Source organism: Kitasatospora sp. NPDC096204, assembly GCF_044763205.1.
Lineage (GTDB): Bacteria > Actinomycetota > Actinomycetes > Streptomycetales > Streptomycetaceae > Kitasatospora.
The window spans coordinates 104,750-125,549 of the sequence record NZ_JBIWFT010000028.1; the positions used below are offsets into that span (position 1 = coordinate 104,750).

Sequence of the window (20,800 nt, forward strand, 5' to 3'; positions counted from 1 at the left end):
CCGGTTCGGCGGTTTCTACCGGTCGTCGTACCCACCCCCTTCGGTGGGCCATCATTGTGCTCCGGGCCTGCTTTCGGCAGGGCAGGCCGTCCTTCTGCGTGGCGAGGTGTCCCCATCAGTAAGAAGAACGGATCGACGCTGGCCGCATGGCTTCGCGGTCTCGACGCTGCCGAGCTGGAGCGGGTCCTGGCGGCGCGCCCGGACGCCGTGTCGGCTCCGGAACCGCGGTCGGTCGGCGAACTGGCGGACCGCCTCCAGCGCCCGGCGTCCGTGGCGCTGGCCCTGCCCCGACTCACGCAGCCGTGCCTACAGGTGGCGGAGGCCGTCGCCGTACTGACGGCTGCATCGCGGGACGACCTGGCAGGCCTCCTGGACGCGACACACGGTGAACGCGCCCACGGGTTGGCCGCCGCCCTGGAGGCACTGGCGGATCGCGCTCTGATGTGGCCCGACGGCAACGGCCTGCTGCACATGGCCGCGCCGCTGCGGAACGCGTGGAGCTCGCCGCTGGGACTCGACGCACCGCTCGCACGACTGCTCGCGGGCTCGAACTCCGACGAACTGGGCCGCATGGTGGCGAAACTCGCCGTCAAACCCGCCGCCGACAGGAAAGAAATGCGCCTGGCGGCGCTGATCGACCATCACAGCGACCCGGCCCGGGTCACCGCGCTGGTGGCCAAGGCGCCCGCAGCCACGCGGAAACTTCTCGAGCGGCGGGCACATGAGGCTCCGGAACGACCGGGCTTCATCATGTTCGGGGGGCCTCAGGCCGACTTCGGGCCCGGCGAACAGTGGGCACTGGAAAGGGGACTGCTGATCCGGGACCGGCACCGGTACGGGCCGGCCCGCATGCCCGCGGAGGTGGCACTCGCACTGCGCGGCCCCGACTGGCACGCCCCGTTCACACCCCTCCCGCCCAGCGTGCGGCCGGGGCCCGCCACCGTCTCGGACATCGACCGGGAAACCGCGGCCGCCACGATGGCGTTCGCCGCCCACGCCGTGTCCGTCCTCGGGGTGTGCGCCGCCGCTCCACCGGCCCGGCTCAAGGCCGGCGGGGTCGGCGCCCGCGAGCTGGCCCGGATCGGCAAAGCGGCACAGTGCGACGAGATCCCGGTACGCCTCGTCCTGGAGGCGGCGAGCGCGGCCGGACTACTGGCCCGGGACGGCGACCGGGTCGCGGCGACCGCGTCCTACGACAACTGGGCCGAGCAGGAACCGGCCGACCAACTCGCCGTGCTGCTCCGGGCGTGGTGGGCACTCCCGCTGACCCCCGGCGGGAGCCGCGACGAGGACGGGAAGGCTCTGCCGGCGCTCGCCGGGGCACCGCCCTGCGGAGGCTGCGTGCAGGCCCGGCACGGGCTGCTCACAGCCGCATCGCAACTTCCGGCCGGCGAAGGCGCGGCGAACTCGGCGGACCTGGGAGCGCTGCTCGGGTGGCTGCGCCCGCTCGTCGACGAACTCCCCCAGGACACCACGCCGTTCGCCACCCTGATCCGGGAGGCGGAACTGCTCGGCGCACTCGCCCTCGGGGCCGTGTCCCCGATCGGTGCCGCCCTGCTCGCCGACGACGCCCAAGCCCTGACCGACGCCTGCCGGCGACTGCTGCCCGCCGCCAGCGGGACCGCCCGCTTCGGAAGCGATCTCACCGCCGTGGTCGCCGGCACACCGTCGGCGCACCTCCTCGCCCTGCTGGACTCCGTCGCGGACCGGGAGACCGCCGGTGCGGCGTCCGTATGGCGGTTCAGCCCGGGAAGCGTCCGCCGCGCCCTCGACGCGGGCCTCACCCCCGACGCCCTCACAGCCGACCTGGCCGCCATCGCCGTCGAGCCGCTTCCCCAGCCGCTCTCGTACCTGATCCACGACACCGCGCGCAGCCACGGTCGAGTGCGCATCGTCTCCGCGGCCTGTGTGATCCACGGTGAGGAGCCCGCCCTCCTGGCCGAACTGGCAGCGCACCGCAAGCTCACCCAGCTCGGCCTGCGGCTGCTGGCACCGACGGTGCTGATCAGCCGGATCCCGCTCGACAAGACGCTCGCGGCACTACGGTCCGCGGGCTACGCCCCCGTCGCCGAGAAGCCCGACGGGTCCGTCCGCGTCGAGCGGGCCCAACGCCCCCGTGCGGCGAGCACCCTCCCGCCGCCGCGCCTGTCCGGTGGCAGGTCCCGCACACAGCGGGCGGACGCCCACACCACGGGCGCCCGGACGACCGTCGACCTGTCCTCCCTCGCCGTCCGGCTCCGGGACGCCCCGCAGGACATCCCGGAGCCGGACCCGTGGGACGACCGCCCCTACGACAGCGACACCGAGGAGATCATCGCAGGGCACGCGCGCAATCTGTCCTTCACCGACGTCCGCCAGCTGGCCCATGCCGTCAACGACGGCCAGGCCATCACGATCGAGTACGTCGCGGCCTCGGGCGACGAGACGGTCCGCACCCTCAGCCGGCTCGAACTGGACGCCCCCTACCTGCACGGCTGGTGCCACCTGCGGAACGACGAGCGGATGTTCACCATCTCCCGCATCCACGGGGTGATGCCCGCGTAGCCCGGGGCGGGATCGCCGCCGTCTCGCAGAGGCGCCTGGTCGCAGTTCCGGTTGCGCTCACCCCCGGGCGGCACCGTTCAGTGCCCAGCCGGCGGGTCGCTCGGCCGCAGGTCGGGCCCCAACCTGCACGAACAGCGGGACCACCGATTCCTCGCCCGTGCCGGGGGCGGTGGGCGCCGTCGACCTGGCGACTCTGGACCGGGCCGCCCTGGTCGAACTGGAGGCGCAGCGCCTGTGGAGGCCGGCCGGGCTCGCCGAGCGGAAGTTCCGGGCGCAGGGTCTCGGCGGACCTGATCGCTGCGGCGGGCACAGTGACTGGAATCGGCCTGTTGGATTCCTGCATGAATTGAGAGCATCGTCCCTCTGCAATCCGAGGAATCTCAAGGGGGGGCACATGTATCTTCGTCATGAATCTCTCATCGGTGATCAGCTCTGGTCAGAAATGCGCAATCTCGCACCGGAACGCATCCGTCCCGCCAAATCCATGCTGCTCCGTCAGGGTGATCCCGGCACCCAGGTGATCCTGATCAGCTCCGGATCCACGCTGGTCACCCTGGCGGGCGCCAACGGCGAGCGGACGCTGCTGGCCGTCCGTGGCGCAGGCGAACTGCTGGGCGAACTCGCGGTCCTGGACGCCCAGCCACGCTCGGCCTCGGTGATCGCCGCTGAACCGTGCCGCGTCCACCTCATCCCCGCCCCCGACTTCCTCGCCTTCGTCCACAAACACGATTTGACAATTCCCTTGCTGCGGCATGCCATTGCGCGCGTTCGGGAGGCGGAGGTGGTCAGGCTGGAAATGGCGACCGCGCCGGTGCCGGTGCGTCTGGCCGCCGCTCTGGGCCGACTGGTCCAGGCGGCTTCCCGGCGCGGAGCCGAGACTGTGGTGCGTTTGACCCAGACCGAGCTCTCGCAGCTGATCGGTGCCTCCCGGAACGGCGTCGGCAGTGCGATCAGACCGTGGCGGGAACGGGGCTGGCTCGGAACCGAGGCCGGTGGCGGACTGGTCATTCGGGACATGCAGGCCATCCAGGCCGACGTGCTCGCCTGAGTGACGCAGGCCACCACGGTGGTGCCCAGTACTGGGCACCACCGCTCCGTCCGGCCGAGCAGCATGGGGCCTCGTCCACCGCCCCGACTGCCGAAAGGCCGCCTATCCATGACTTCCTCCGCTTCCGCACCGGACCGCGACGCGACGGGCCGCGACGCACTCGACCGCGACGCGACGGGCCATGACGTGCCGCCCGAGCAGGCCGTCATGGTCGTCGACATGAAGGGCTACAGCCGGCTCCCCGAAGTGCAGATGTCGCCGGTCCGGTCCGAGCTGGACAGCATCCTGGAGGCCGTCTTCGCCCAGAGCGGACTGCCCGCGCCGTGCACCCTGGGCACCGGCTACCGGGACGCGGGCGACGGTGTCATCCTGCTCCTCCCGCCCAGGCACGTCGCGCGGCTGGTCGATCCTCTGCTGGGGAACCTGAGCGCCGCGCTCCAGCGCTACGAGGACATCCGGATGGGCGGACCGGCTATCCGCCTCCGCGCCGCCATCCACGTCGGCCCGCTGAGCGTCCCCGACCACCGCGGCGCCGCGATCAACGACGCCTGCCGGCTGGTCAACAGTGACGCGGCCTACCAGGCCATCGCAGCCGCTACCGACAACGGGCTGTTCCTGGCGGCCGTCATCTCGGAGCCCGTCTACCGGCGCTCCGTGCTGGCCGGACGGACCGGCCCTGGGCTGACGGAACGCCAGTTCCTCGCGGCCAACGCCCGGGTGGCCGACAAGCCCGGGTTCGAGGAACCGTGCCGGCTGCTCGTCCCGGGACTGTTCGCCGATTCCCTGCGCGGGTACCTGCCCGGCCCTGACAGCGCCGCCCCGCGCCCGACTTCCGCGCCCTCGACGCACCCCATGTCGGAGCGGCCCGCCAGGGCGGGGGCCGTCCTCAACTTCCACGGCGCGCTCAACGACCCCGTGATCAACGGGCCCGTCGAAAACCTCCGGATCGACCGCCGCACCCGGTGAGCCGACACCACTTCATCCGTCGCATCCGTACAAGGGAGAAGCCCGTGTCTGAAACCCTTCACCCGCCCCGGCCCGCTGACGAGCCGAGCGACGAGGGACACGTCGGCGAAGAGCTCGAGTCCCGGCTGCCGACGTGGGTACAGCCCGGGCAGGGTCACCGCTCGGAGTCGCCGGACGTCCCGCCGGCCCTGGTCGAGGAGGTTCCGGAGCGGCCCGCCACCCGGGAGGTGGCCCCGGGTATCCACACGGCTACCGGTTCGGTGGCGCACTTCTACCGGCAGGTCGACGTCGTCGTCGGCGGCGACGTCAAGCAGCTGATCCTCGAGACCCGCAAGCGCGATGTCCTTGAGGGTGAGGAACTGGACCGTGAGGTCTTCCTGGAGCAGCCGTTCGTCCGTGACGCGTGGGTGGACGCCTGGCGGGAAGCGCTCGACCCGGACACCGGCGGGGTGCGGGCTCCCGTCCTGGTCGTTGTCGCCCCCCGCGCGATCGGCGCCACCACCTTCGCGCTGCGCCTGCTGGCCGAGCACACCGCACCGAGCACCGCGTTGGTCAAACTGCAGGCGGACTGGAACTCGCCCAGCCGGCCCCGGCTTCCCTTGGAGGAGCGGCACGCTTTCCAGCTCGACCTCAAGGATCCGGACACCGACCGGGTCTCGGCCGACTTCCTCGCCTCACTGGGGAAGCACGCCGAGCACCTCGCCGGCTGTGGGTCCCACCTGGTGCTGACGGTCGCTCAGGACGTCTGGGACGTCACCAGCCTGGTCACCCGGCCGGGGGTGCAGGTGCTCCGCCTGACGGAGCCCCCCGCCGCCGGCGCGGTGGTGGACGCCCATCTTGAGGCCGGCGGCCACCACGAGCCGGCCAGGGCGATCAGGGCCTCCACTCAGGCCCGGTCCCAACTGCAAGGCCTGAACGCTGTGGAGGCGGTCCGGGCGGTCCGCCGGATCCTCGCGGTCTGGGAGGAGTACCACCCGGACCAGCAGGCTCCTTCCCTGCTCCGCAGCGGAGCGGACCGCGACGCGGCGAAGACGTTCGAGGGCCGTGTGCTCGAGGCGCTGTCGGACTGGCGTGGGGAGTTGGACGAGCTCTTCGGTGACCGCACCGCCGCCAGTGGTAGGACCGAGCGGTCGTTGGCGCTCGAGGACCGCTACTTGCTGCTCGCCCTGGCGGTGCGGCAGTCCGCGCCGGTGTCCCTGGTATCCGCCGGCGCGCGGGAGTTGCAGGCGGCGGTGGAGTCCGCGAACCGCGGCCCGACGACGGGGACGGCCGTCCAGGCACCGTTCGCGGGCCGCGGTCTGCGCCGCCGGATCCAGGACGTCGGTGCCGCGGTCGACGGGCGCGACGTGGTGTTCTTCGACCGGCCGGCCTACGGGCGGGCGGTGCTCGAGTACGTCTGGGACAACTACGAGGACATGCGTACGCCGCTGCTTGGCTGGCTCGCGAAACTCGCCGACCGGCCTGACCCGACGGACCCGACGGTTCGGATGCTCGCGTCGTTGGCCTTGCGCCATGGGACGAGGGAACACCTTAACAAGTTGGCCGAGTTGACCGAGCCGGACCTGCAGGGTGCCGTCCTCCGGGCCGTGGTACACGACGAGCACATCGGACGCATCGTCTGGGCCACGCTCTACCAGTGGGCCGACACGAACGGCAACGCGCCCACCGTGGTCGCTACCTGCCGCCTCGTCCTGGCCGACCCCGACGTCAGCTCCGCCGTTGCGAAGATGGCCGTGGTTCGGCTGCGGCGGGTGGCCCACACGACCACCGACCCGGCCGTCCGGCAGAGCGTGCTCGCGGCTTTCGAGGAGCTCGTCCACCGACCTGCCGGCCGGGACCGGATGGTCACCGAGGTTCGGACCTGGCAGCAGGCGAAGAGCTCGTCCCGGAGCGGGAGCCTGGCCTTCCTCGCCCTGATGTCGCTGGACACCCCGGGACTGCCGTGGCTGCTGTCCGCCGACCTGCCGGAGATCGATGTCCAGCGGGCCCTGACGGAGCTGCTCAGCAGCCCGGAGACGGCGGGCGAGACCATCCCGAGGATCACCGGCTGGATCCGCTCCTGCGGAGACGACGCCGACTCCGACAGCTACGTGCACCTCCGTGACCAGTTGCTCGTGCCGCTCCGCGGGCACCGCATGTTCCAGGCCGGGATGAACCTGATGCAGGCGCTCACGGGCTCCGTCACGGCGCAGGGCGTCAACATCGCCGAGGACTTCTACCAGCACCTGGTCGGCGCCCCGTTCCACAAGCTCTTCGGACCCGAGGGCACCGTTCGATGAGGTGGCCGTGGCAGCGGGCCGCGCGCACCATCGGTTGCCCGCGGCCGTGCCGACTTCCCAGCCTCGAAGCGGGCGTACCCTTCGAGGCGACCTTCACCCTGACCTGGCGACCCGCCTTGCGGCACCGGATCAATCTGGCGGAGCAGGTCCGCAGCGACCTCCGTGCCGCCGCCGCGGAAGTGACCGCCGGGTTGCAGCCGGACGACCCGCTCGGGGCCGAGGACACCCTCAACGCCGTCCTCGGCACGCTCGACAGACGGCGCAACCCCCACTACCGGTTGCTGTCCGCGAAGTTCACCCTCCGCTTGTCGCCCACCGTGCGGGAGACCCTGGCCGTCCGGCGGGCCGACACCGAACGGATCAGGCGGCTGGAGTTCCTCAAGACAGCCCTCTACGACCACCCGGACCTCGTGGTGATCGACCGCATCGAGGGGACCTCCGCGCTCCCGGACGAGGACCGGGTGGCCGACCTGCAACGGCTCTCACGCGCGATCAGGTCCTGCAACGCCTGGTGGCACCCGCTCCTCGAACAGTGGGAGGCGGTCGGCGCCGGATTCCAGGATCCGGAGACCCGGCACGAGGCCATGAAGGTCCTGCTCCGGCACTCCATCTCGGACTTGACGGCGGCCACCGCGCCGCAGGACCGGGCCGCCCCGGACGGACGGGCCGGATGAGGGCGTCCCTGTGGCGGGTCCTGCTCGCCCCGCGTACGACCCTGCGGGCGCTCCGCCTTCAGCGGCTCAGCCGGTCCCCGTTCGACTTCGACAGTGCCTGGCAGCAGGCCCGGATGCGTTGTGCTCCCGACGAGGTCGAGTACCTTCTCCAGCGCTGTGTCCAGGAGGCGAAGGCCCGCCGCCCCGACCCGTAGCACCCGGTTCGTCTGCCCCGGGAGAAGCGCGACGGCCGCGTCGGCCGGACACCGTCGGCAAGTGGCCGACTGGTCGTGTCCCGTTGTCGTGAGGCAACGGGACGGCCGGTGGGCCCGGGACGGGGTTCACCCCGCTCCCGTGCCGGTGGGTCGCGATCAGTCGTCGTGGTGGCCTGTCCGTTCTCTCCTGTGGCGGGGGAGTCGGTGGGACTCGACCGGTCGTCCGCCGGCGAGGTGCTCGGTGACGATGCGGTCGGCGACAGCCGGGTCGATCCTCCCGTACCAGATGTCGTCCGGCTGCACGCTGGCGACGGGCGCCTTGCAGGGGAACTGGCACCCCGTCTGGGTGACGAGCACGTCGTCGTCGCCGAGGCCTTGTTCGGTCAGTTTCCGTACCAGGGCGCGTAGTCCCTCCTCCGCGCCCTTGGCCGTGCAACGCGGGCCGCGGCACACCATGACCTGGTGCCGGTGGCCGGGCACCTCCTCCCAGGCCTCCGACGTGAGGCCGGGCTCCTGGCCGGTGACGGCCTTCGTCACCGCGGCCACCGCGGCGACCGCGTCCGGTGAGTCGGCGAGGCGGTATGGATCGAAACGGGTACGGCAGACCGCTGGGCAGATGTTCTCCAAAACCCTCGTGGCACATGTCACGCCGTGGCCGGTCTCCTGGCTTCCGCATCGACGCGCCGCGGCCGACCTTCCCAAGCGGCTCTCCCAGCCCGCTCAGTGGCCCTGACCGGGGGGAAAGCCGGTCAGCGAGGGCCGCGGTACTCCGCGGCAACAGTGGCGAGGGCCGCACCGGAATTCGACCGGTTTCCCGTACACCACGGCGCTGGCAAGATATCAGGGCTCGCGATCCTGCCGGCGAGCGGCCGGGCGGCGGGCGGTGGGCGGTGAGCGGCCGGGACCGCAGGGGCGGACGGGGGAGCCGCGGCAACCTGCGGATGCCCACCGACGCCGCGCGGGCGGGGCCGCACCGCGGCGGCGGTGGGTCATCTCGGTTCGACTCGGGAGGTCATCCCGGTTCGCAGGCCCCGGGAGGCGCGGTCGGGTGTCAGGGGGCCCTCCTACACTCCGGCCCATGGGACTTTCGATATCGGTGGGACTCCTCTACGACCAGGCGCGCAATGACGCGGAGGGGCTCGACTACCACCGCTCCGCCTTCGCCCGCCTCAGCCGGGCGCTCATGGCGGAGGGAATCAGCTGGCACGAGCCGGAGATGACCGATCCACCTCGTACGCCTACCTTCTCCGCCGGCTTCCCCTACGGGTACCTGACCCAGCTGCGCCGCATCCTGGTGCTCACGGACTTCGGCGAGCCCGTCACATCGGCTCTGGAGGTCAGCGAGCGCCAGTACGAGCGCGACTGCGAGAAGGTCCGGGACGAGATGACGAGGTTCGACTCTCATCTGCTCTGCCACTCCGACAGTTCCGGCTACTACGTGCCGGTCGACTTCGATGATCCGCTCTTCCTCCCTGACGAGGCGAACGTCGACGGCGCCGGCATCGTCGGCTCCAGCCAGCGCCTGCTGGCCGAACTCGCGGGTATGGCGTCGTCGATCGGCATCGAGCTCGACGGCAAGGGTGTTCCCTTCGACGCCGGGGCGGTCGGGCCGGCTGTGGACCTCGCGACGGACGGACCGTTCGAGACGGAGCGTTTCGCCTGGCGGCAGCTCCATCGGGCGTGCCTGGCGAGCATCGAGGGCGGCCACGCCATCGTGTTCCACTGAGGCCGGGGCTGCCGGGCTTCCGGCAGATGGTACGTCAGGCCGGATGCGCGGCCTTGATGGGACCCTGACAGCACATCAGGTTACTTTGAGGTAATTTAGCGGTGTCGTCCGGGTGAACGTCCCCGGCCCCGCATGAAGGACTCGCACGTGCTCTCTCACCAGTCCCGCCGTTCCGGCCGCCGTCTGGCCGGTTCCGCGCTGGCCCTCGCCGCCGCCGTCGGCGTGCTGCCCGTTGCCCCCGCGTTCGCCGCTCCGGCGCCCGCAGCGGACTCGGCCCAGGCCGACGGCACTCCCCACCTGGACGCCGTGGAGCGGACTCTGCGCCAGGTGTCGCCCGGGCTGGAGGGCGTGGTGTGGCAGCGGACGGCGGGCAACCGGTTGGACGCGCCGGCCGGGGACCCGGGCGGGTGGCTGCTGCAGACGCCGGGGTGCTGGGGGGACGCCTCCTGCACCGAACGGGCCGGGACCAGGCGGGTGCTGGACCGGATGCGGGAGAACATCTCGCGGGCCACCCGCACCGTCGACATATCAACTCTCGCCCCGTTCCCGGACGGTGGGTTCCAGGACGCCATCGTGGACGGCCTCAAGGCGTCGGTGGCCGCCGGGAACACGCCGCACGTGCGGATCCTCGCCGGGGCCGCTCCACTGCTCAACATCACCGCGCTGCCGTCGAAGTACCGGGACGACCTGGTGGCCCGGCTCGGCACGGCCGCCGACCGGGTGACCGTCGAGGTGGCCTCGATGACCACCGCGAAGACCGCGTTCTCCTGGAACCACTCCAAGTTGCTGGTCGTCGACGGGCAGAGCGTCATCACCGGCGGCATCAACAACTGGAAGGGCGACTACCTGGACACCGCCCACCCGGTGACGGACGTCGACCTCGCGCTGAACGGTCCGGCCGCCGCCTCCGCCGGCGCCTACCTGGACACCCTGTGGGACTGGACCTGCCGCAACAGCGGTGTCTTCTCGGCCGCCTGGTTCGCCTCCTCGAAGGGCGCCGGATGCACCCCCGACCTGGAGAAGCGGCTCAACCCGCCGGCCGCGCGGGTGCCCGCCGCCGGGACCGTGCCGGTGATCGCGGTCGGCGGCCTGGGCGTCGGGATCCGCGACACCGACCCCGCCTCCGACTACCGTCCGGAGCCGGTGGCCGGCGCCGACGACGTCACGTGCGGCCCGATCGGCCTGCACGACCGCACCAACGACGACCGCGCCTACGAGACGGTCAACCCGGAGGAGAACGCGCTGCGCGCGCTGGTCGCCAGCGCCACCAGCCGGATCGACATCTCCCAGCAGGACGTGACCGGCACCTGCCCGCCGATGCCCCGCTACGACGCCCGGCTCTTCGACCTGCTCGCGGGCAAGCTCGCCGACGGGGTGAAGGTCCGGATCGTGGTCAGCGACCCGGGCAACCGGGGCGCGGTCGGCAGCGGCGGCTACTCGCAGATCAAGTCCCTGAACGAGATCAGCGACACCCTCGCGGCCCGGCTCACCGCCCGCCTCGGCGACCCGGCCCAGGCCCGGACCGCGATGTGCCGCAACCTCCAACTCGCCCCGTTCCGCGCGGCGTCCACCCCCACCTGGGCCGACGGGCACCCGTACGCGCTGCACCACAAGCTGGTCTCGGTCGACGGTTCGGCGTTCTTCATCGGCTCGAAGAACCTCTACCCGGCCTGGCTGCAGGACTTCGGCTACGTCGTGGAGAACCGCACCGCCGCCGCCCAACTGGACACCCAGCTGCTCGCCCCGCAGTGGCAGTACTCGCAGGCCGCCGCGACCTTCGACTACAGCAGCGGCCGCTGCCAGGGCTGACGCCGTGAGAACGACGTGAGAACGACGTGAGAACGCCGCGGGCCGTCGGCGGATCACTCCCGCCGGTCAGGCACCGGCCGGGAGCCAGCCGCGCTGGACGGCGCGCACCCCGGCCTCGAAACGGCTGCGGGCGCCGAGCCGCTCCATCAGCTCGGTGGCGATCCGCCGCGCCGTCCGCGGCGAGACGCCCAGCCGCTTGGCGATCGCCTCGTCGGTGTGCCCCTCGGAGAGCAGCCGCAGGGCGGCCGACTCCTGGCCGCTCAGGCCCCGGGAGTCGCGCACGGCCTGGCCGCCGAGGGGCTGCGCGGCGTCCCAGACGTTCTCGAACAGCGCGCAGAGGGCCGTCAGCGTGCCGTGGCCGGTCAGCACCACGGCCGCCGCCGCCGTGTCGTCGCCGTTCACCGGGATGACGGCGGCGGCACGGTCGACCACGATCATCCGCGTCGGCAGCGACGGCACGACCCGCACCTGCCCGCCCCGCGCGGCGAGCCACCCGGTGTACGCGACGGTCGGCGCGCTGTTGCACACGCTGTCGAGGTAGACGGTACGGATCTTCACGCCGCGACCGAGCAACTCCTCGTCGAGCGGACGGGCCGCCTCGATGCTCTCCGGCGTGTGCCCGCCGTCCGGGGCGAAGGTCATCACCTCCTCCTTCACCTCGCGGGTGAGGGACGCCAGCCGGTCGCGGATCGCGTCCAGGCCGACCAGTTGCTCCACCCCGGAGCGCGCGGCGGCCGGCCGAAGGTCCGAGAAGTCGGCGATGAGCTGCGCCGCCGCGACGCGGGAGGCCTCGATCCGTTGCTGCTGGAGCGCCAGTTCGGCCTGCTGACGGGCCATCAGGACCTCCATGCCGACGTCCGGCGAGACCGCGCGCAGCGCTCCCTCCCGCTCGTGCGAGGGTCGGACCAGGGCGAGCTCGCTGAGCGTGTCCAGCGCCGAACGCACCCGCGCCTCGGGCAGCCCGACCGCTGCGCAGAGTCCCGCCACGCCGTCCTGAGGACGGGCCAGCATGGCCCGGTACACGGCTTCGGAAGTCGCGTCCAACCCCAGAATTGCCAGCATTCCTACCCCCCCGGTAGCAGTACTGCGAACGATGCGCGCATGATCATCGCACGGAGATCGGAAGCTGGACCAGGGGTGTGCGGTGGACCGTTCCGGCCATGGCCCGAACCGTCCCGGTCGACCCCCTGTGCGCCGTACACGCGGCCTGGGAGTCTCGTGGGCATGTACTTGATCCACGTTCACCTGCGTTCGCCGGACCAAGCACCCCTGCCGGACGGTGTCGCCGACCTCGTCCGGTCCGTGGTGACCCCCGTGGACCGGCTGGAGCACGTCGCCGTCCACTCGGACGCCACCCCCCACCCGGTGCTCGGCCTGTACCTCCTCGCCGACGGCCTCGCCGACGCCGAGTCCCGGGCCGCCGCCCTCTGCGGTCGGGCCCTGGCGTCCGCCGCACCACTGCACGGCTGGTCCGTGGCCCGGGTCGGCGCCCCGCTCGTCTCCCCGTTCTACGAACTGGAACTGTCCCGATCCGGCCTCGCTGGACGGAACCGGCAGGGGACGTTTCCGTCCACCTGACATCCCTTCCATCCGCCCCGGGCCTCGACGAAGGTAGTGATCGCCGGCCGGGACCACCGACCGGCAAGGCCACCAGGACGCAGCGTCACCGCGGGACGCACGGTCCGGCCGCCGCTCCTCGCCCCGTCCCTCCTCAGCCGAAGGATCAACCACCATGCTGCGCACCCGTCTCGCCGAGGCCGCCGCGGTCGTCGCCCTCGCCCTCGCCGCCGTCCTGCCCGCCGTCGCCCTGCCCGCCGCCGGGCACGCCACCGCCTCCGTCTCCCACGTCGAGGCCGCCGACGTGCACGACGACAACATGATCTGGCAGTAACCGGCGCCGCCGTGGGCCCACGACCGGCTGCTCCTGCAGGGCAGCCGTCGCCGCCCCGTGCCGCCCCGTGCCGCCCGGTCCCGGTTTCGCGCCGTGCCGCCCCGGCCCCGGTTTCGCCACGTCGCCTGACCCGCGGGCCGTACCTCCACCACCTCCCCACGCCAGTCCCAGCCATGCCCGAAACAGGAGAACCCACCATGCCCAAGCGTTCCCTCCGTACGCTGCTCACCGCCGCCTTCGCCACCGCCGCGGTCACACCCGTCCTCATGCTGACGGGGGCCCAGGTCGCCGCCGCCAGCGTCGGGTCGAACATCGTCGGCATCGCCGAGGCCAACCTGGGCCACGGCGCCTGCGACACCAACAGCGCCGGCGGCAGTGGCTACTACGGCAGCTGCGGTGAGAGCTGGTGCGCCGACTTCGCCCGGTGGGTCTGGGCGCAGAACGGCGTCAACATCTCGGGGCTGACCGCGGGGGCCGGCAGCTTCGCCACGTACGGCTCCGGAATGCACTCGACCCCCCGCGTCGGTGACGCCGCCGTCTTCAACTACAACGGCGTCGACTACGCGGAGCACGTCTCGCTGGTCGTCGCGGTCAACTCCGACGGGACCGTCAGCACCATCGGCGGCAACCAGGGCAACAGCCAGGTCACCCGCGGCACCATCACCGCCGGCGGGATGTACGGGTCGAAGCACGTCAGCGGCTACGTGTCGCCGATCGGCGGCCGCGGATCCTCCGCAGGTACGGAGTCGGGTGGGGCGAACCGGGTGCGGTGGGCGGACTTCGACGGTGACGGTCATGCCGACTACGTGATCGTGAACGACAACGGTTCGGTGCGGGTGTTCCTGAACAAGGGCGGTGACGGTCACGGTGGTTGGAGCGACCTGGGTCAGGTCGCCGCCGGGATGACGAGCGACCGTGGCCGGGTGCGCTTCGCGGACTACGACGGTGACGGGCGTGCCGACTACATCATGATCAATGGTGACGGTTCGGTGCGGGTGTTCCTGAACAAGGGCGGTGACGGCCACGGTGGTTGGAGTGACCTGGGTCAGGTCGCGACCGGGCTGACGGCCAATGCGGCGCAGGTGACGTTCGCGGACTTCGACGGTGACGGGCGTACGGACTACGTGATCACCCAGCCCGACGGTGCGGTGGGTGTCTTCCGCAACAACGGCATCGGCAACTGGACGGACCTGGGCAAGGTCGCCAGTGGTGTGACCGGCGACCTCAGCCGGATCAAGTGGGCCGACATCGACGGTGACGGGCGGGCCGACTACAACATCGTGAACCCGGACGGCAGCATCACCAGCTACGTCAACCACGGTGGCGACACCGGTGGTGGCTGGACCCTCCGTTCCAAGATCACCACCGGTGTCACCAGCAACCAGAACACCCTGGACCTCGCCGACATCAGCGGCGACGGCCGCGCGGACTACCTCGTCACCACCGGCCCGACCACCGCCTTCCTCAACAACGGCGGCGACGACCAGAACAACCCCGGCTGGATCAACTACGGCCAGATCGCCGCCGGCGCCTGAACCCCGACCAGAAGCAAGGAAGGAATCCCGTGAAGCGCACCACCACACTCGCTCTCGCCGCGGTGACCGCGGCGGCCGCGCTCGCCGCCGCCGTCCCCACGGCGTCCGCCGCCGCGCCGACGCCCGCCCCGGTGCTGCGGGTGATGCCGCTCGGCGACTCGATCACCTCCGGGTGGCGGAGCACCTCCGACGCCGGGTACCGCGGACCACTCGCCGACCTGGTGGCCCAGCAGAACCGCTACGCCATCGACCTGGTGGGCTCCCTCCACAACGGCGCCACGGCCGACCCGGACAACGAGGGACACGGCGGGTCCATGGTCAACGACCTCCTGGCCGGAATCGACGGCTGGCTGGCCGCCGCGCAGCCGGACGTCGTACTGCTCCACATCGGCATCAACGACCTGGACCGAGGTACCGACAAGGCCCACGCCGCGGACCGGACGTCGGCGCTGATCGACCGGATCCTGGCCGACCGGCCGGGCGTGACCGTCCTGGTGATGGGTCTGATCCCGACCACGCCGAGCCTGACCACCCAGGTGGCCGACTACAACGACAGCCTGAGCCGGGCCGTCCTCGCCAAGCAGGCCCAGGGACGCAAGGTCCGCTACACCGCCGCACCCGCGCTGACCCCGGCCGAGATGGCCGACGGGCTGCACCCGGACGACCTGGGCTACCAGCGGATGGCGCAGACCTTCGACCAGGCCCTGGACCGCGCATTCACGGACGGCCTGGCCGCTCCGGCCCCGGTGCACCACGCGGGCACGGAGTCGGGTGGGGCGGGCCGGGTGCGCTGGGCGGACTTCGACGGCGACGGCCGCGCCGACTACGTCATCGTCAACGCCGACGGTTCGGTGCGGGTGTTCCTGAACAAGGGCGGTGACGGCCACGGTGGTTGGAGCGACCTGGGCCAGGTCGCCACCGGGATGACCAGCGACCGTGGCCGGGTCCGCTTCGCCGACTTCGACGGTGACGGGCGTGCTGACTACATCATGATCAATGGTGACGGTTCGGTGCGGGTGTTCCTGAACAAGGGCGGTGACGGCCACGGCGGTTGGACCGACCTCGGCCAGGTCGCCACCGGACTCACCACGGACCCCACCCAGGTCACCTTCGCCGACTTCGACGGCGACGGCCGCGCCGACTACCTCGTCACCCAGCCCGACGGCGCCGTGGGTGCCTTCCTCAACCGCGGCGGTGACGGCCACGGCGGCTGGATCGACGACGGCAAGGTCGCCGGCGGACTCACCTCCGACCGGAGCCGGGTCCGCTTCGCCGACTTCGACGGTGACGGCCGCGCCGACTACAACGTCGTCAACCCCGACGGCTCCATCACCACCTTCCTCAACAAGGGCGGTGACGGCCACGGCGGCTGGACCGACTACGGCCGCACGGCGACCGGGCTCACCACCGACCAGACCACGGTGGCCCTGGCGGACATCGACGCCGACGCCCACGCCGACTACCTCGTCACCACCGGCCCCACCACCGCCTTCCTCAACAACGGCGGCGACGGCCACGGCGGCTGGATCGACGACGGCCGGATCGCGGCAGGCGTCTGAGCGGACGCCGGGCAACCGACAGACTGCTTCGCGCGACGCGCCGGCGGTGGTCATCGTGGTGGGGATGCCCGCGATGACCACCGCCAGGCGCGTTCGCGCGTGCGGGTCGGCCGGCGCGCGGTCACCCGGAGTGCGCACCGAATCGATCCCGTCCTGAGAACGGTCGCGTGACGGGCGGCCTCGTCCGGCCGGTTTGACCGCCTGTTAGCGTGGGCCGATGGAAGACCTTGGATCCGTGGCCTGGCCGCCCGCGCCGATCAGGACCGAGCGGCTCGTCCTCCGTGAGCCCGAGACCCGGGACCGTGCGGCGTTCGTCGAGCTGTTCGCCTCGCCGGAGGTGCACACCTACCTCGGCGGGCCCCGGCCGCGCGACGAGCTCGAGCGCGAGCTGCCCGACGTGCCCGAGCGGTGGCCCGGAAGCTTCGTCGCCGAACTCGACGGGGTGATGATCGGCCAGATCCTGCTCAGGAGGGCGACGGGGCACCGTCGCCCGGCCGCCGCGGGCAAGGTCGACCTCGGCTACCTCTTCCTGCCCCGGGCCTGGGGATCCGGGTACGCCGCCGAGGCGTGCGCGGCGGCACTCGGCTGGCTCGACGGCGCGCTCCCCGGTGAACCGGTGGTGCTCACCACCCAGAGCGCCAACGTCGGTTCGATGCGCCTCGCGGCGAAGCTGGGATTCACCGAGGTGGAGCGGTTCGAGGCGTGGGACGCCGAGCAGTGGCTCGGCATGCGGCCGTCGGGCACGCCGTCCGGTTGAGTCCGCGACGGCTCGGGACTCCGGCGAACGGCCCTGCCGGGATCACGGGATTCCGGCGTCACCGGCGTCGGCGGGTCCCGGCCCTACTGGAGAGGACCGGTGTTCCGCGTCCAGGATCGCTTGATGAGGTTCGCGCTCCCGTCCCTCGCGAGCCGCGGGGCCGTCGATCATCAGCGGGAGCAGGTGGTTTGCCGCGTCGAGCCGGCCCCACGCGAAGTCGGACTTCCGCCGTTCCCGGTCGATGAACGCGCCGAAGTGCCCGTAGCGGATGCCGTAGAGCTTCCGGTCGCCGAGGCGCTTCAGCCGGTCTGGTCGAACAGCGGCCTGACCGTGTCCGGCCCGAGTCGCAGGAACCGGAAGGCCGGGGTGAGGGAACCGGTGATCACCGACGGCGGTGTGTAGGCCCTGGTGACCACCTCGACCGCCAGGCAGTCGTCGACGATGCCCTCGGCGCTTCTGGCAGAGGACGGGTCCGGTGCGACGGCGGCGTTCAGGCCGACGTCGCCGCCCCGCCGTGGACGACATCCGCACGCTCGTCAGGGACAGGGAGCCCGGCGAGACGTTGAGCCCGACGCCGACGGGCGTTTCGACTCCGGGGTTCTGGGCAGCGGCTCGGCAACGGAGGAGTAAGGAGGGCCCGATGTCGACAGGAGAACTCGTCGCGATCATCGTGCCGATCGCCGTCGTGGTGGTCCTCGTCGCCGCGGTGCTGTGGTTCGTCAACCGCCGCCGCCGGCTGCGGGAACGATTCGGCCCCGAGTACGAACGGACCGTGAACCGGTCGGACAGCCGGATCGCGGCTGAACGCGAGCTGCGGGAGCGCGAGATGCGCCACCGGGAGCTGGACATCAGACCGCTGCCGACCGAGGCGAGGCAGCGTTACAGCCGGGACTGGATCCAGGTGCAGCAGGAGTTCGTCGACCGGCCGGGTACGGCGGTCCAGGACGCCGACCGCCTGGTCACGACGCTCATGCGGGACCGCGGCTACCCGACGGAGGACTACGAACAGCGGCTGCGCGACCTGTCGGTCGAGCACGGCCGCACCCTGGAGCACTACCGCGCCGCGCACGCCGTCAACACTGACGCCGGTCGCGGCGAGGCCACCACCGAGGAGCTGCGGGGCGCGATGGTGCACTACCACGCGCTGTTCGACGCACTCCTCGACGGCGAGCCGGAACGGGGCGGGACGGAACGAGACGGAACGGAGCGACCGAGATGACTTCGATGGACCACGACGACGAGCGACGGACATCGACCGAGGACATCCTCGCGGGCACGAGGGCCGACGAGCAGCCGGAGACGCCGGAGACGCGGGAGACGCCGGAGGCGCGGGAGACGAGGGAGCGGCCCGTATACCCCGGCGAGGCCACCACCACGGGGGAGGAGCCGCGCGAGGGCGACACGGCCGGAGGAGCGGAGACGGCAGGGACGGGGGAAGCCGGAGGAAGGACCGGCCGGACCGTCGAGGGCGAGGTGCCCGCCGACGGTGGGGGCAAGCGGGAGGAGCGCGAGTCCCTCCTGCCGCCGGCCGAGGCGGAGGAGCTGCGTTCCCGGTGGCAGGAGGTCCAGACGCGCTTCGTCGATGCACCCCGCGAGGCCGTCCGCGACGCGGACGAGCTGGTCGCCGATCTGATGCGCCGTCTGGCCGAGTACTTCGCGGGCCGCAAGCACGGGCTGGAGAGCCAGTGGAACCGTGACGGGGAGGCCGACACGGAGGAGCTGAGGGTGGCGCTGAAGCAGTACCGCGTCTTCTTCGACCGACTGCTCAGCAGTTGAGGACCAGGCGCGGCGGCCTTCACCGGACCGGTCTCCTCCCCGGAGAGGCGCCGGTCCGGTGACAGCTGCCGGGCGGGGTGCCGGTGAGTGGGCCGATCGGAGAGTGCGCGGCGTGACAAGCCGGGCGGGCCGCCGGCCGCCGGCCGCCGGCCGCCGTCCGCCGTCCGCAGAGGCGGGCGTCCGGGCGGGGTGCGGTGGGCGACCGTCGCGGGCGAGCTGCTCGTAGCGGGGGCCGCCCAAGGAGCAGCTGTACAGGTGCGCTCCACCACCCCGGCCCTGCGGGAGGCCGCGGCCGGCACCGACGTACCCGCTCAGCCGGCCTCGGGCAGGCGGACGTGCAGGACGCCGTCACCGTCGACGCGGGTCTCGAAGCGGGGCTGCGGGGCGGTGGCGGGCCCGCCGACGTTCCAGCCGTCGGCGAGCCGGAACAGGCTGCCGTGCCAGGGGCAGCGCACGCACCCGTCGACGATCTCGCCCTCGGTGAGCGGTCCGGCCAGATGGCTGCACCAGCCCGCCAGGACGTGGACGGTGTCCTCGGACTCGCGCACCACCAGCAGGGGGACGCCCCCGACGGTGCGCCGGGCGGGCCGGCCCACCTGGAGGTCGGCCAGCCGGCCGAGCGGGTGCCAGCCGGGCCCGACCAGGTGCGCGACGGGTTCGGTCTTGTTCGTTCCCGCGCCCTGCCGGTAGGCGACGTGGCCGCCGAGGAAGGCCCCGGCGGTCGCGGCGGCGGCGCCGGTGAAGCCGAGCAGTCTGCCGAGCCCGTGGCGGCCCCGCCCCCGGGCGGCCCACGAGCCGCCGTACAGGACGATCGCCGCGCCGACGCCGAGGGCGTGCACCAGGCCGGTGCGCATCTGCTGGTCGTGCTGTTCGGCCCAGTCGACCCAGCCGCTCCAGGCGGAGGGGACGGCGGTGATCACGCCGAGTGCCACCATGAGGTGGGCCGGCCGGCGGGCGCCGGGTGTGAGGTCGAGGACGGCCGCGCAGGTCCAGGCGCCGATGGGGATCTGGACCAGGGCGGGGTGCAGGGGATGGCCGAGCGGGAGTCCGTGCAGTACGTCGCGCGCCCGGCCCAGCGGCAGCGCCTTGATGACCCGCTTCAGCGGCTGGGCCACGGCGTCGAGTCCGTCGGCTTCGGCGAGCGCGTCGAGCGCCTTCAGCAGGCGTTCGGTGGCGCCCTGGGAACAGTGGCCGGCGGTGCCGCCGACACGGGTGATCAGGCTCCTCGTCATGGACCTCAGCCTGCGGGCGGGCCCGGCCGCGGGCACGGCGGCGTGGGCCGTGCGGAGCAAGCTCCGGTGGCCGGACGCCGGGGTGGAGGGCCGGGCCCCGCAGATCCGATCCGAGGTGAGTCGGCGGCCGGCGTGCCCCTCGTCGCCGTACAGGGCGCTGGTGCGGTGGACGAGCGGCCGCGGCACGCCGTTGCGCAGGTCCACGCCACGCGCCGTATGCCCGGGGTGTCGCCGGGGTGTGACCGCGCTCTCGGTGACGGCCCGGCCGGCGGTGACTCAGAGTGCCGACGGCGGGTCGGGCGGTGATGCCGCCGGGCCCCGGGCGGTGAGTGCGCTCACATGCGGATCCGGCGCACGACGGCGGCTAGCAGTGTCCGTTTTGCCCGCTTTTTACTGAGGGTGGGCGGTGTTTGCGCAGGTCGGAAGCGTGTGGTGCGCTCGGCGTGGCCCGCCCTTCGAATCCCAGACGGCCACCGCGCTACGACCGCGGATCGTAGCGAGGGGGTCTTGGCGGGCCCCGGTCCGGTCTGGCAACTTGGCATTCGTCGCCAGCCGCACCGGCTCCTGTCCCGCCGGTGAACGGCCTACCGCCGAGTCACTCCCCGCGACCGTTCGGCCCCTGTCCGGCCACGGTCCGGGTGGGGCGTGACACCGGCCCAACCCGATTGAGGTCTGGTTCTACATGCCCGCTTTCAAGCTCCGTATGCGTACCTCTGCCGCGATTCTTGCCGGTGCCGCCGGTGTGACGGCCCTGGGTGCCGCCGTGGTTCCCGCGGTCGCCTCGGCCGCGGACGCCTCTCCGCAGGCCCT

General features: G+C 72.3%; 19 protein-coding genes and 1 riboswitch. Of the genes, 15 read left to right on the plus strand and 4 right to left on the minus strand.

Translation table 11 applies throughout. From position 1 onward, the window contains the following. Positions 1-207: 207 nt before the first annotated feature. From ACIQ87_RS27520 to ACIQ87_RS27545, 6 genes are all read left to right on the plus strand, one after another. Entirely contained in the window at positions 208-2,544 is a 2,337-nt protein-coding gene (locus ACIQ87_RS27520; protein WP_402411329.1) for a helicase-associated domain-containing protein, read from the plus strand. Positions 2,545-2,713: 169 nt separating this feature from the next. Then, entirely contained in the window at positions 2,714-3,592 is an 879-nt protein-coding gene (locus tag ACIQ87_RS27525) for a Crp/Fnr family transcriptional regulator (RefSeq protein ID WP_402411331.1), read from the plus strand. 108 nt (positions 3,593-3,700) lie between these two features. Next, positions 3,701-4,558 carry a hypothetical protein gene (locus tag ACIQ87_RS27530; protein WP_402411334.1) on the plus strand — a complete coding sequence of 286 codons (858 nt, stop codon included), beginning with the start codon at positions 3,701-3,703 and terminating at the stop codon, positions 4,556-4,558. 44 nt (positions 4,559-4,602) lie between these two features. Then, positions 4,603-6,837 carry a hypothetical protein gene (locus ACIQ87_RS27535; RefSeq protein ID WP_402411337.1) on the plus strand — a complete coding sequence of 745 codons (2,235 nt, stop codon included), beginning with the start codon at positions 4,603-4,605 and terminating at the stop codon, positions 6,835-6,837. After that, positions 6,834-7,511: a hypothetical protein gene (locus ACIQ87_RS27540; RefSeq protein ID WP_402411340.1), complete on the plus strand. Its 678-nt coding sequence runs from the start codon at positions 6,834-6,836 to the stop codon at positions 7,509-7,511. Before ACIQ87_RS27535 ends, ACIQ87_RS27540 begins: the two co-directional genes overlap by 4 nt. Continuing rightward, positions 7,508-7,705 (plus strand): hypothetical protein, encoded by a 198-nt coding sequence (locus ACIQ87_RS27545; protein ID WP_402411343.1) that lies wholly within the window; start codon positions 7,508-7,510, stop codon positions 7,703-7,705. Before ACIQ87_RS27540 ends, ACIQ87_RS27545 begins: the two co-directional genes overlap by 4 nt. Before the next feature lie 156 nt (positions 7,706-7,861). Here ACIQ87_RS27545 and ACIQ87_RS27550 read toward each other — a convergent pair whose 3' ends face one another. Continuing rightward, on the minus strand, positions 7,862-8,353 hold the full coding sequence (locus ACIQ87_RS27550; protein ID WP_402411345.1) for a (2Fe-2S) ferredoxin domain-containing protein: 492 nt from the start codon (positions 8,351-8,353) through the stop codon (positions 7,862-7,864). After that, positions 8,341-8,546, minus strand: a riboswitch (cobalamin riboswitch). (Overlaps the previous gene by 13 nt.) 237 nt (positions 8,547-8,783) lie before the next feature. On the opposite strand from ACIQ87_RS27550, the gene ACIQ87_RS27555 reads away from it, so the two are divergent. After that, positions 8,784-9,431: a hypothetical protein gene (locus ACIQ87_RS27555; RefSeq protein ID WP_402411348.1), complete on the plus strand. Its 648-nt coding sequence runs from the start codon at positions 8,784-8,786 to the stop codon at positions 9,429-9,431. Positions 9,432-9,578: 147 nt separating this feature from the next. Further along, positions 9,579-11,240: a phospholipase gene (locus tag ACIQ87_RS27560; protein ID WP_402411351.1), complete on the plus strand. Its 1,662-nt coding sequence runs from the start codon at positions 9,579-9,581 to the stop codon at positions 11,238-11,240. 66 nt (positions 11,241-11,306) lie between these two features. On the opposite strand, the gene ACIQ87_RS27565 is transcribed toward ACIQ87_RS27560, so the two are convergent. Further along, a complete protein-coding gene (locus tag ACIQ87_RS27565; RefSeq protein WP_402411352.1) occupies positions 11,307-12,302 on the minus strand; it encodes a helix-turn-helix domain-containing protein in 996 nt (331 codons plus the stop codon). Positions 12,303-12,464: 162 nt separating this feature from the next. On the opposite strand from ACIQ87_RS27565, the gene ACIQ87_RS27570 reads away from it, so the two are divergent. The 5 genes from ACIQ87_RS27570 to ACIQ87_RS27590 all read left to right on the plus strand — a co-directional run bounded on the left by ACIQ87_RS27570 (position 12,465) and on the right by ACIQ87_RS27590 (position 16,982). After that, entirely contained in the window at positions 12,465-12,818 is a 354-nt protein-coding gene (locus tag ACIQ87_RS27570) for a hypothetical protein (RefSeq protein WP_402411353.1), read from the plus strand. 154 nt (positions 12,819-12,972) lie between these two features. Next, the gene (locus ACIQ87_RS27575) at positions 12,973-13,131 is read left to right on the plus strand and encodes a hypothetical protein (protein WP_402411356.1); all 159 of its coding nucleotides are present in this window, start codon (positions 12,973-12,975) and stop codon (positions 13,129-13,131) included. Positions 13,132-13,328: 197 nt separating this feature from the next. Beyond that, on the plus strand, positions 13,329-14,666 hold the full coding sequence (locus tag ACIQ87_RS27580) for an FG-GAP-like repeat-containing protein (protein WP_402411358.1): 1,338 nt from the start codon (positions 13,329-13,331) through the stop codon (positions 14,664-14,666). Positions 14,667-14,695: 29 nt separating this feature from the next. After that, positions 14,696-16,225, plus strand: coding sequence for an FG-GAP-like repeat-containing protein (locus tag ACIQ87_RS27585; protein ID WP_402411361.1), 1,530 nt, complete (start codon positions 14,696-14,698; stop codon positions 16,223-16,225). A gap of 217 nt (positions 16,226-16,442) precedes the next feature. Beyond that, positions 16,443-16,982: a GNAT family N-acetyltransferase gene (locus ACIQ87_RS27590; RefSeq protein WP_402411363.1), complete on the plus strand. Its 540-nt coding sequence runs from the start codon at positions 16,443-16,445 to the stop codon at positions 16,980-16,982. A gap of 42 nt (positions 16,983-17,024) precedes the next feature. On the opposite strand, the gene ACIQ87_RS27595 is transcribed toward ACIQ87_RS27590, so the two are convergent. After that, positions 17,025-17,651, minus strand: a complete 627-nt coding sequence (locus tag ACIQ87_RS27595) for a DUF3376 domain-containing protein (RefSeq protein WP_402411366.1) — start codon at positions 17,649-17,651, stop codon at positions 17,025-17,027. On the opposite strand from ACIQ87_RS27595, the gene ACIQ87_RS27600 reads away from it, so the two are divergent. Beyond that, the gene (locus ACIQ87_RS27600) at positions 17,623-18,201 is read left to right on the plus strand and encodes a hypothetical protein (protein ID WP_402411369.1); all 579 of its coding nucleotides are present in this window, start codon (positions 17,623-17,625) and stop codon (positions 18,199-18,201) included. The two genes, ACIQ87_RS27595 and ACIQ87_RS27600, sit on opposite strands and share 29 nt — an antisense overlap. Continuing rightward, on the plus strand, positions 18,198-18,758 hold the full coding sequence (locus tag ACIQ87_RS27605; protein WP_402411371.1) for a hypothetical protein: 561 nt from the start codon (positions 18,198-18,200) through the stop codon (positions 18,756-18,758). The genes ACIQ87_RS27600 and ACIQ87_RS27605 overlap by 4 nt, the downstream gene beginning before the upstream one ends. Positions 18,759-19,069: 311 nt before the next feature. On the opposite strand, the gene ACIQ87_RS27610 is transcribed toward ACIQ87_RS27605, so the two are convergent. Continuing rightward, positions 19,070-19,990: a Rieske 2Fe-2S domain-containing protein gene (locus ACIQ87_RS27610; RefSeq protein WP_402411374.1), complete on the minus strand. Its 921-nt coding sequence runs from the start codon at positions 19,988-19,990 to the stop codon at positions 19,070-19,072. Positions 19,991-20,800: the final 810 nt, after the last annotated feature.

Coding starts and splice junctions, on each gene's coding strand:
- ACIQ87_RS27530 (WP_402411334.1), top strand. CDS start 3,701: ATGACTTCCTCCGCTTCCGCACCGGACCGCGACGCGACGGGCCGCGAC.
- ACIQ87_RS27540 (WP_402411340.1), top strand. CDS start 6,834: ATGAGGTGGCCGTGGCAGCGGGCCGCGCGCACCATCGGTTGCCCGCGG.
- ACIQ87_RS27545 (WP_402411343.1), top strand. CDS start 7,508: ATGAGGGCGTCCCTGTGGCGGGTCCTGCTCGCCCCGCGTACGACCCTG.
- ACIQ87_RS27555 (WP_402411348.1), top strand. CDS start 8,784: ATGGGACTTTCGATATCGGTGGGACTCCTCTACGACCAGGCGCGCAAT.
- ACIQ87_RS27565 (WP_402411352.1), bottom strand. CDS start 12,302: ATGCTGGCAATTCTGGGGTTGGACGCGACTTCCGAAGCCGTGTACCGG.
- ACIQ87_RS27570 (WP_402411353.1), top strand. CDS start 12,465: ATGTACTTGATCCACGTTCACCTGCGTTCGCCGGACCAAGCACCCCTG.
- ACIQ87_RS27575 (WP_402411356.1), top strand. CDS start 12,973: ATGCTGCGCACCCGTCTCGCCGAGGCCGCCGCGGTCGTCGCCCTCGCC.
- ACIQ87_RS27580 (WP_402411358.1), top strand. CDS start 13,329: ATGCCCAAGCGTTCCCTCCGTACGCTGCTCACCGCCGCCTTCGCCACC.
- ACIQ87_RS27590 (WP_402411363.1), top strand. CDS start 16,443: ATGGAAGACCTTGGATCCGTGGCCTGGCCGCCCGCGCCGATCAGGACC.
- ACIQ87_RS27600 (WP_402411369.1), top strand. CDS start 17,623: ATGTCGACAGGAGAACTCGTCGCGATCATCGTGCCGATCGCCGTCGTG.
- ACIQ87_RS27595 (WP_402411366.1), bottom strand. CDS start 17,651: ATGATCGCGACGAGTTCTCCTGTCGACATCGGGCCCTCCTTACTCCTC.
- ACIQ87_RS27605 (WP_402411371.1), top strand. CDS start 18,198: ATGACTTCGATGGACCACGACGACGAGCGACGGACATCGACCGAGGAC.
- ACIQ87_RS27610 (WP_402411374.1), bottom strand. CDS start 19,990: ATGACGAGGAGCCTGATCACCCGTGTCGGCGGCACCGCCGGCCACTGT.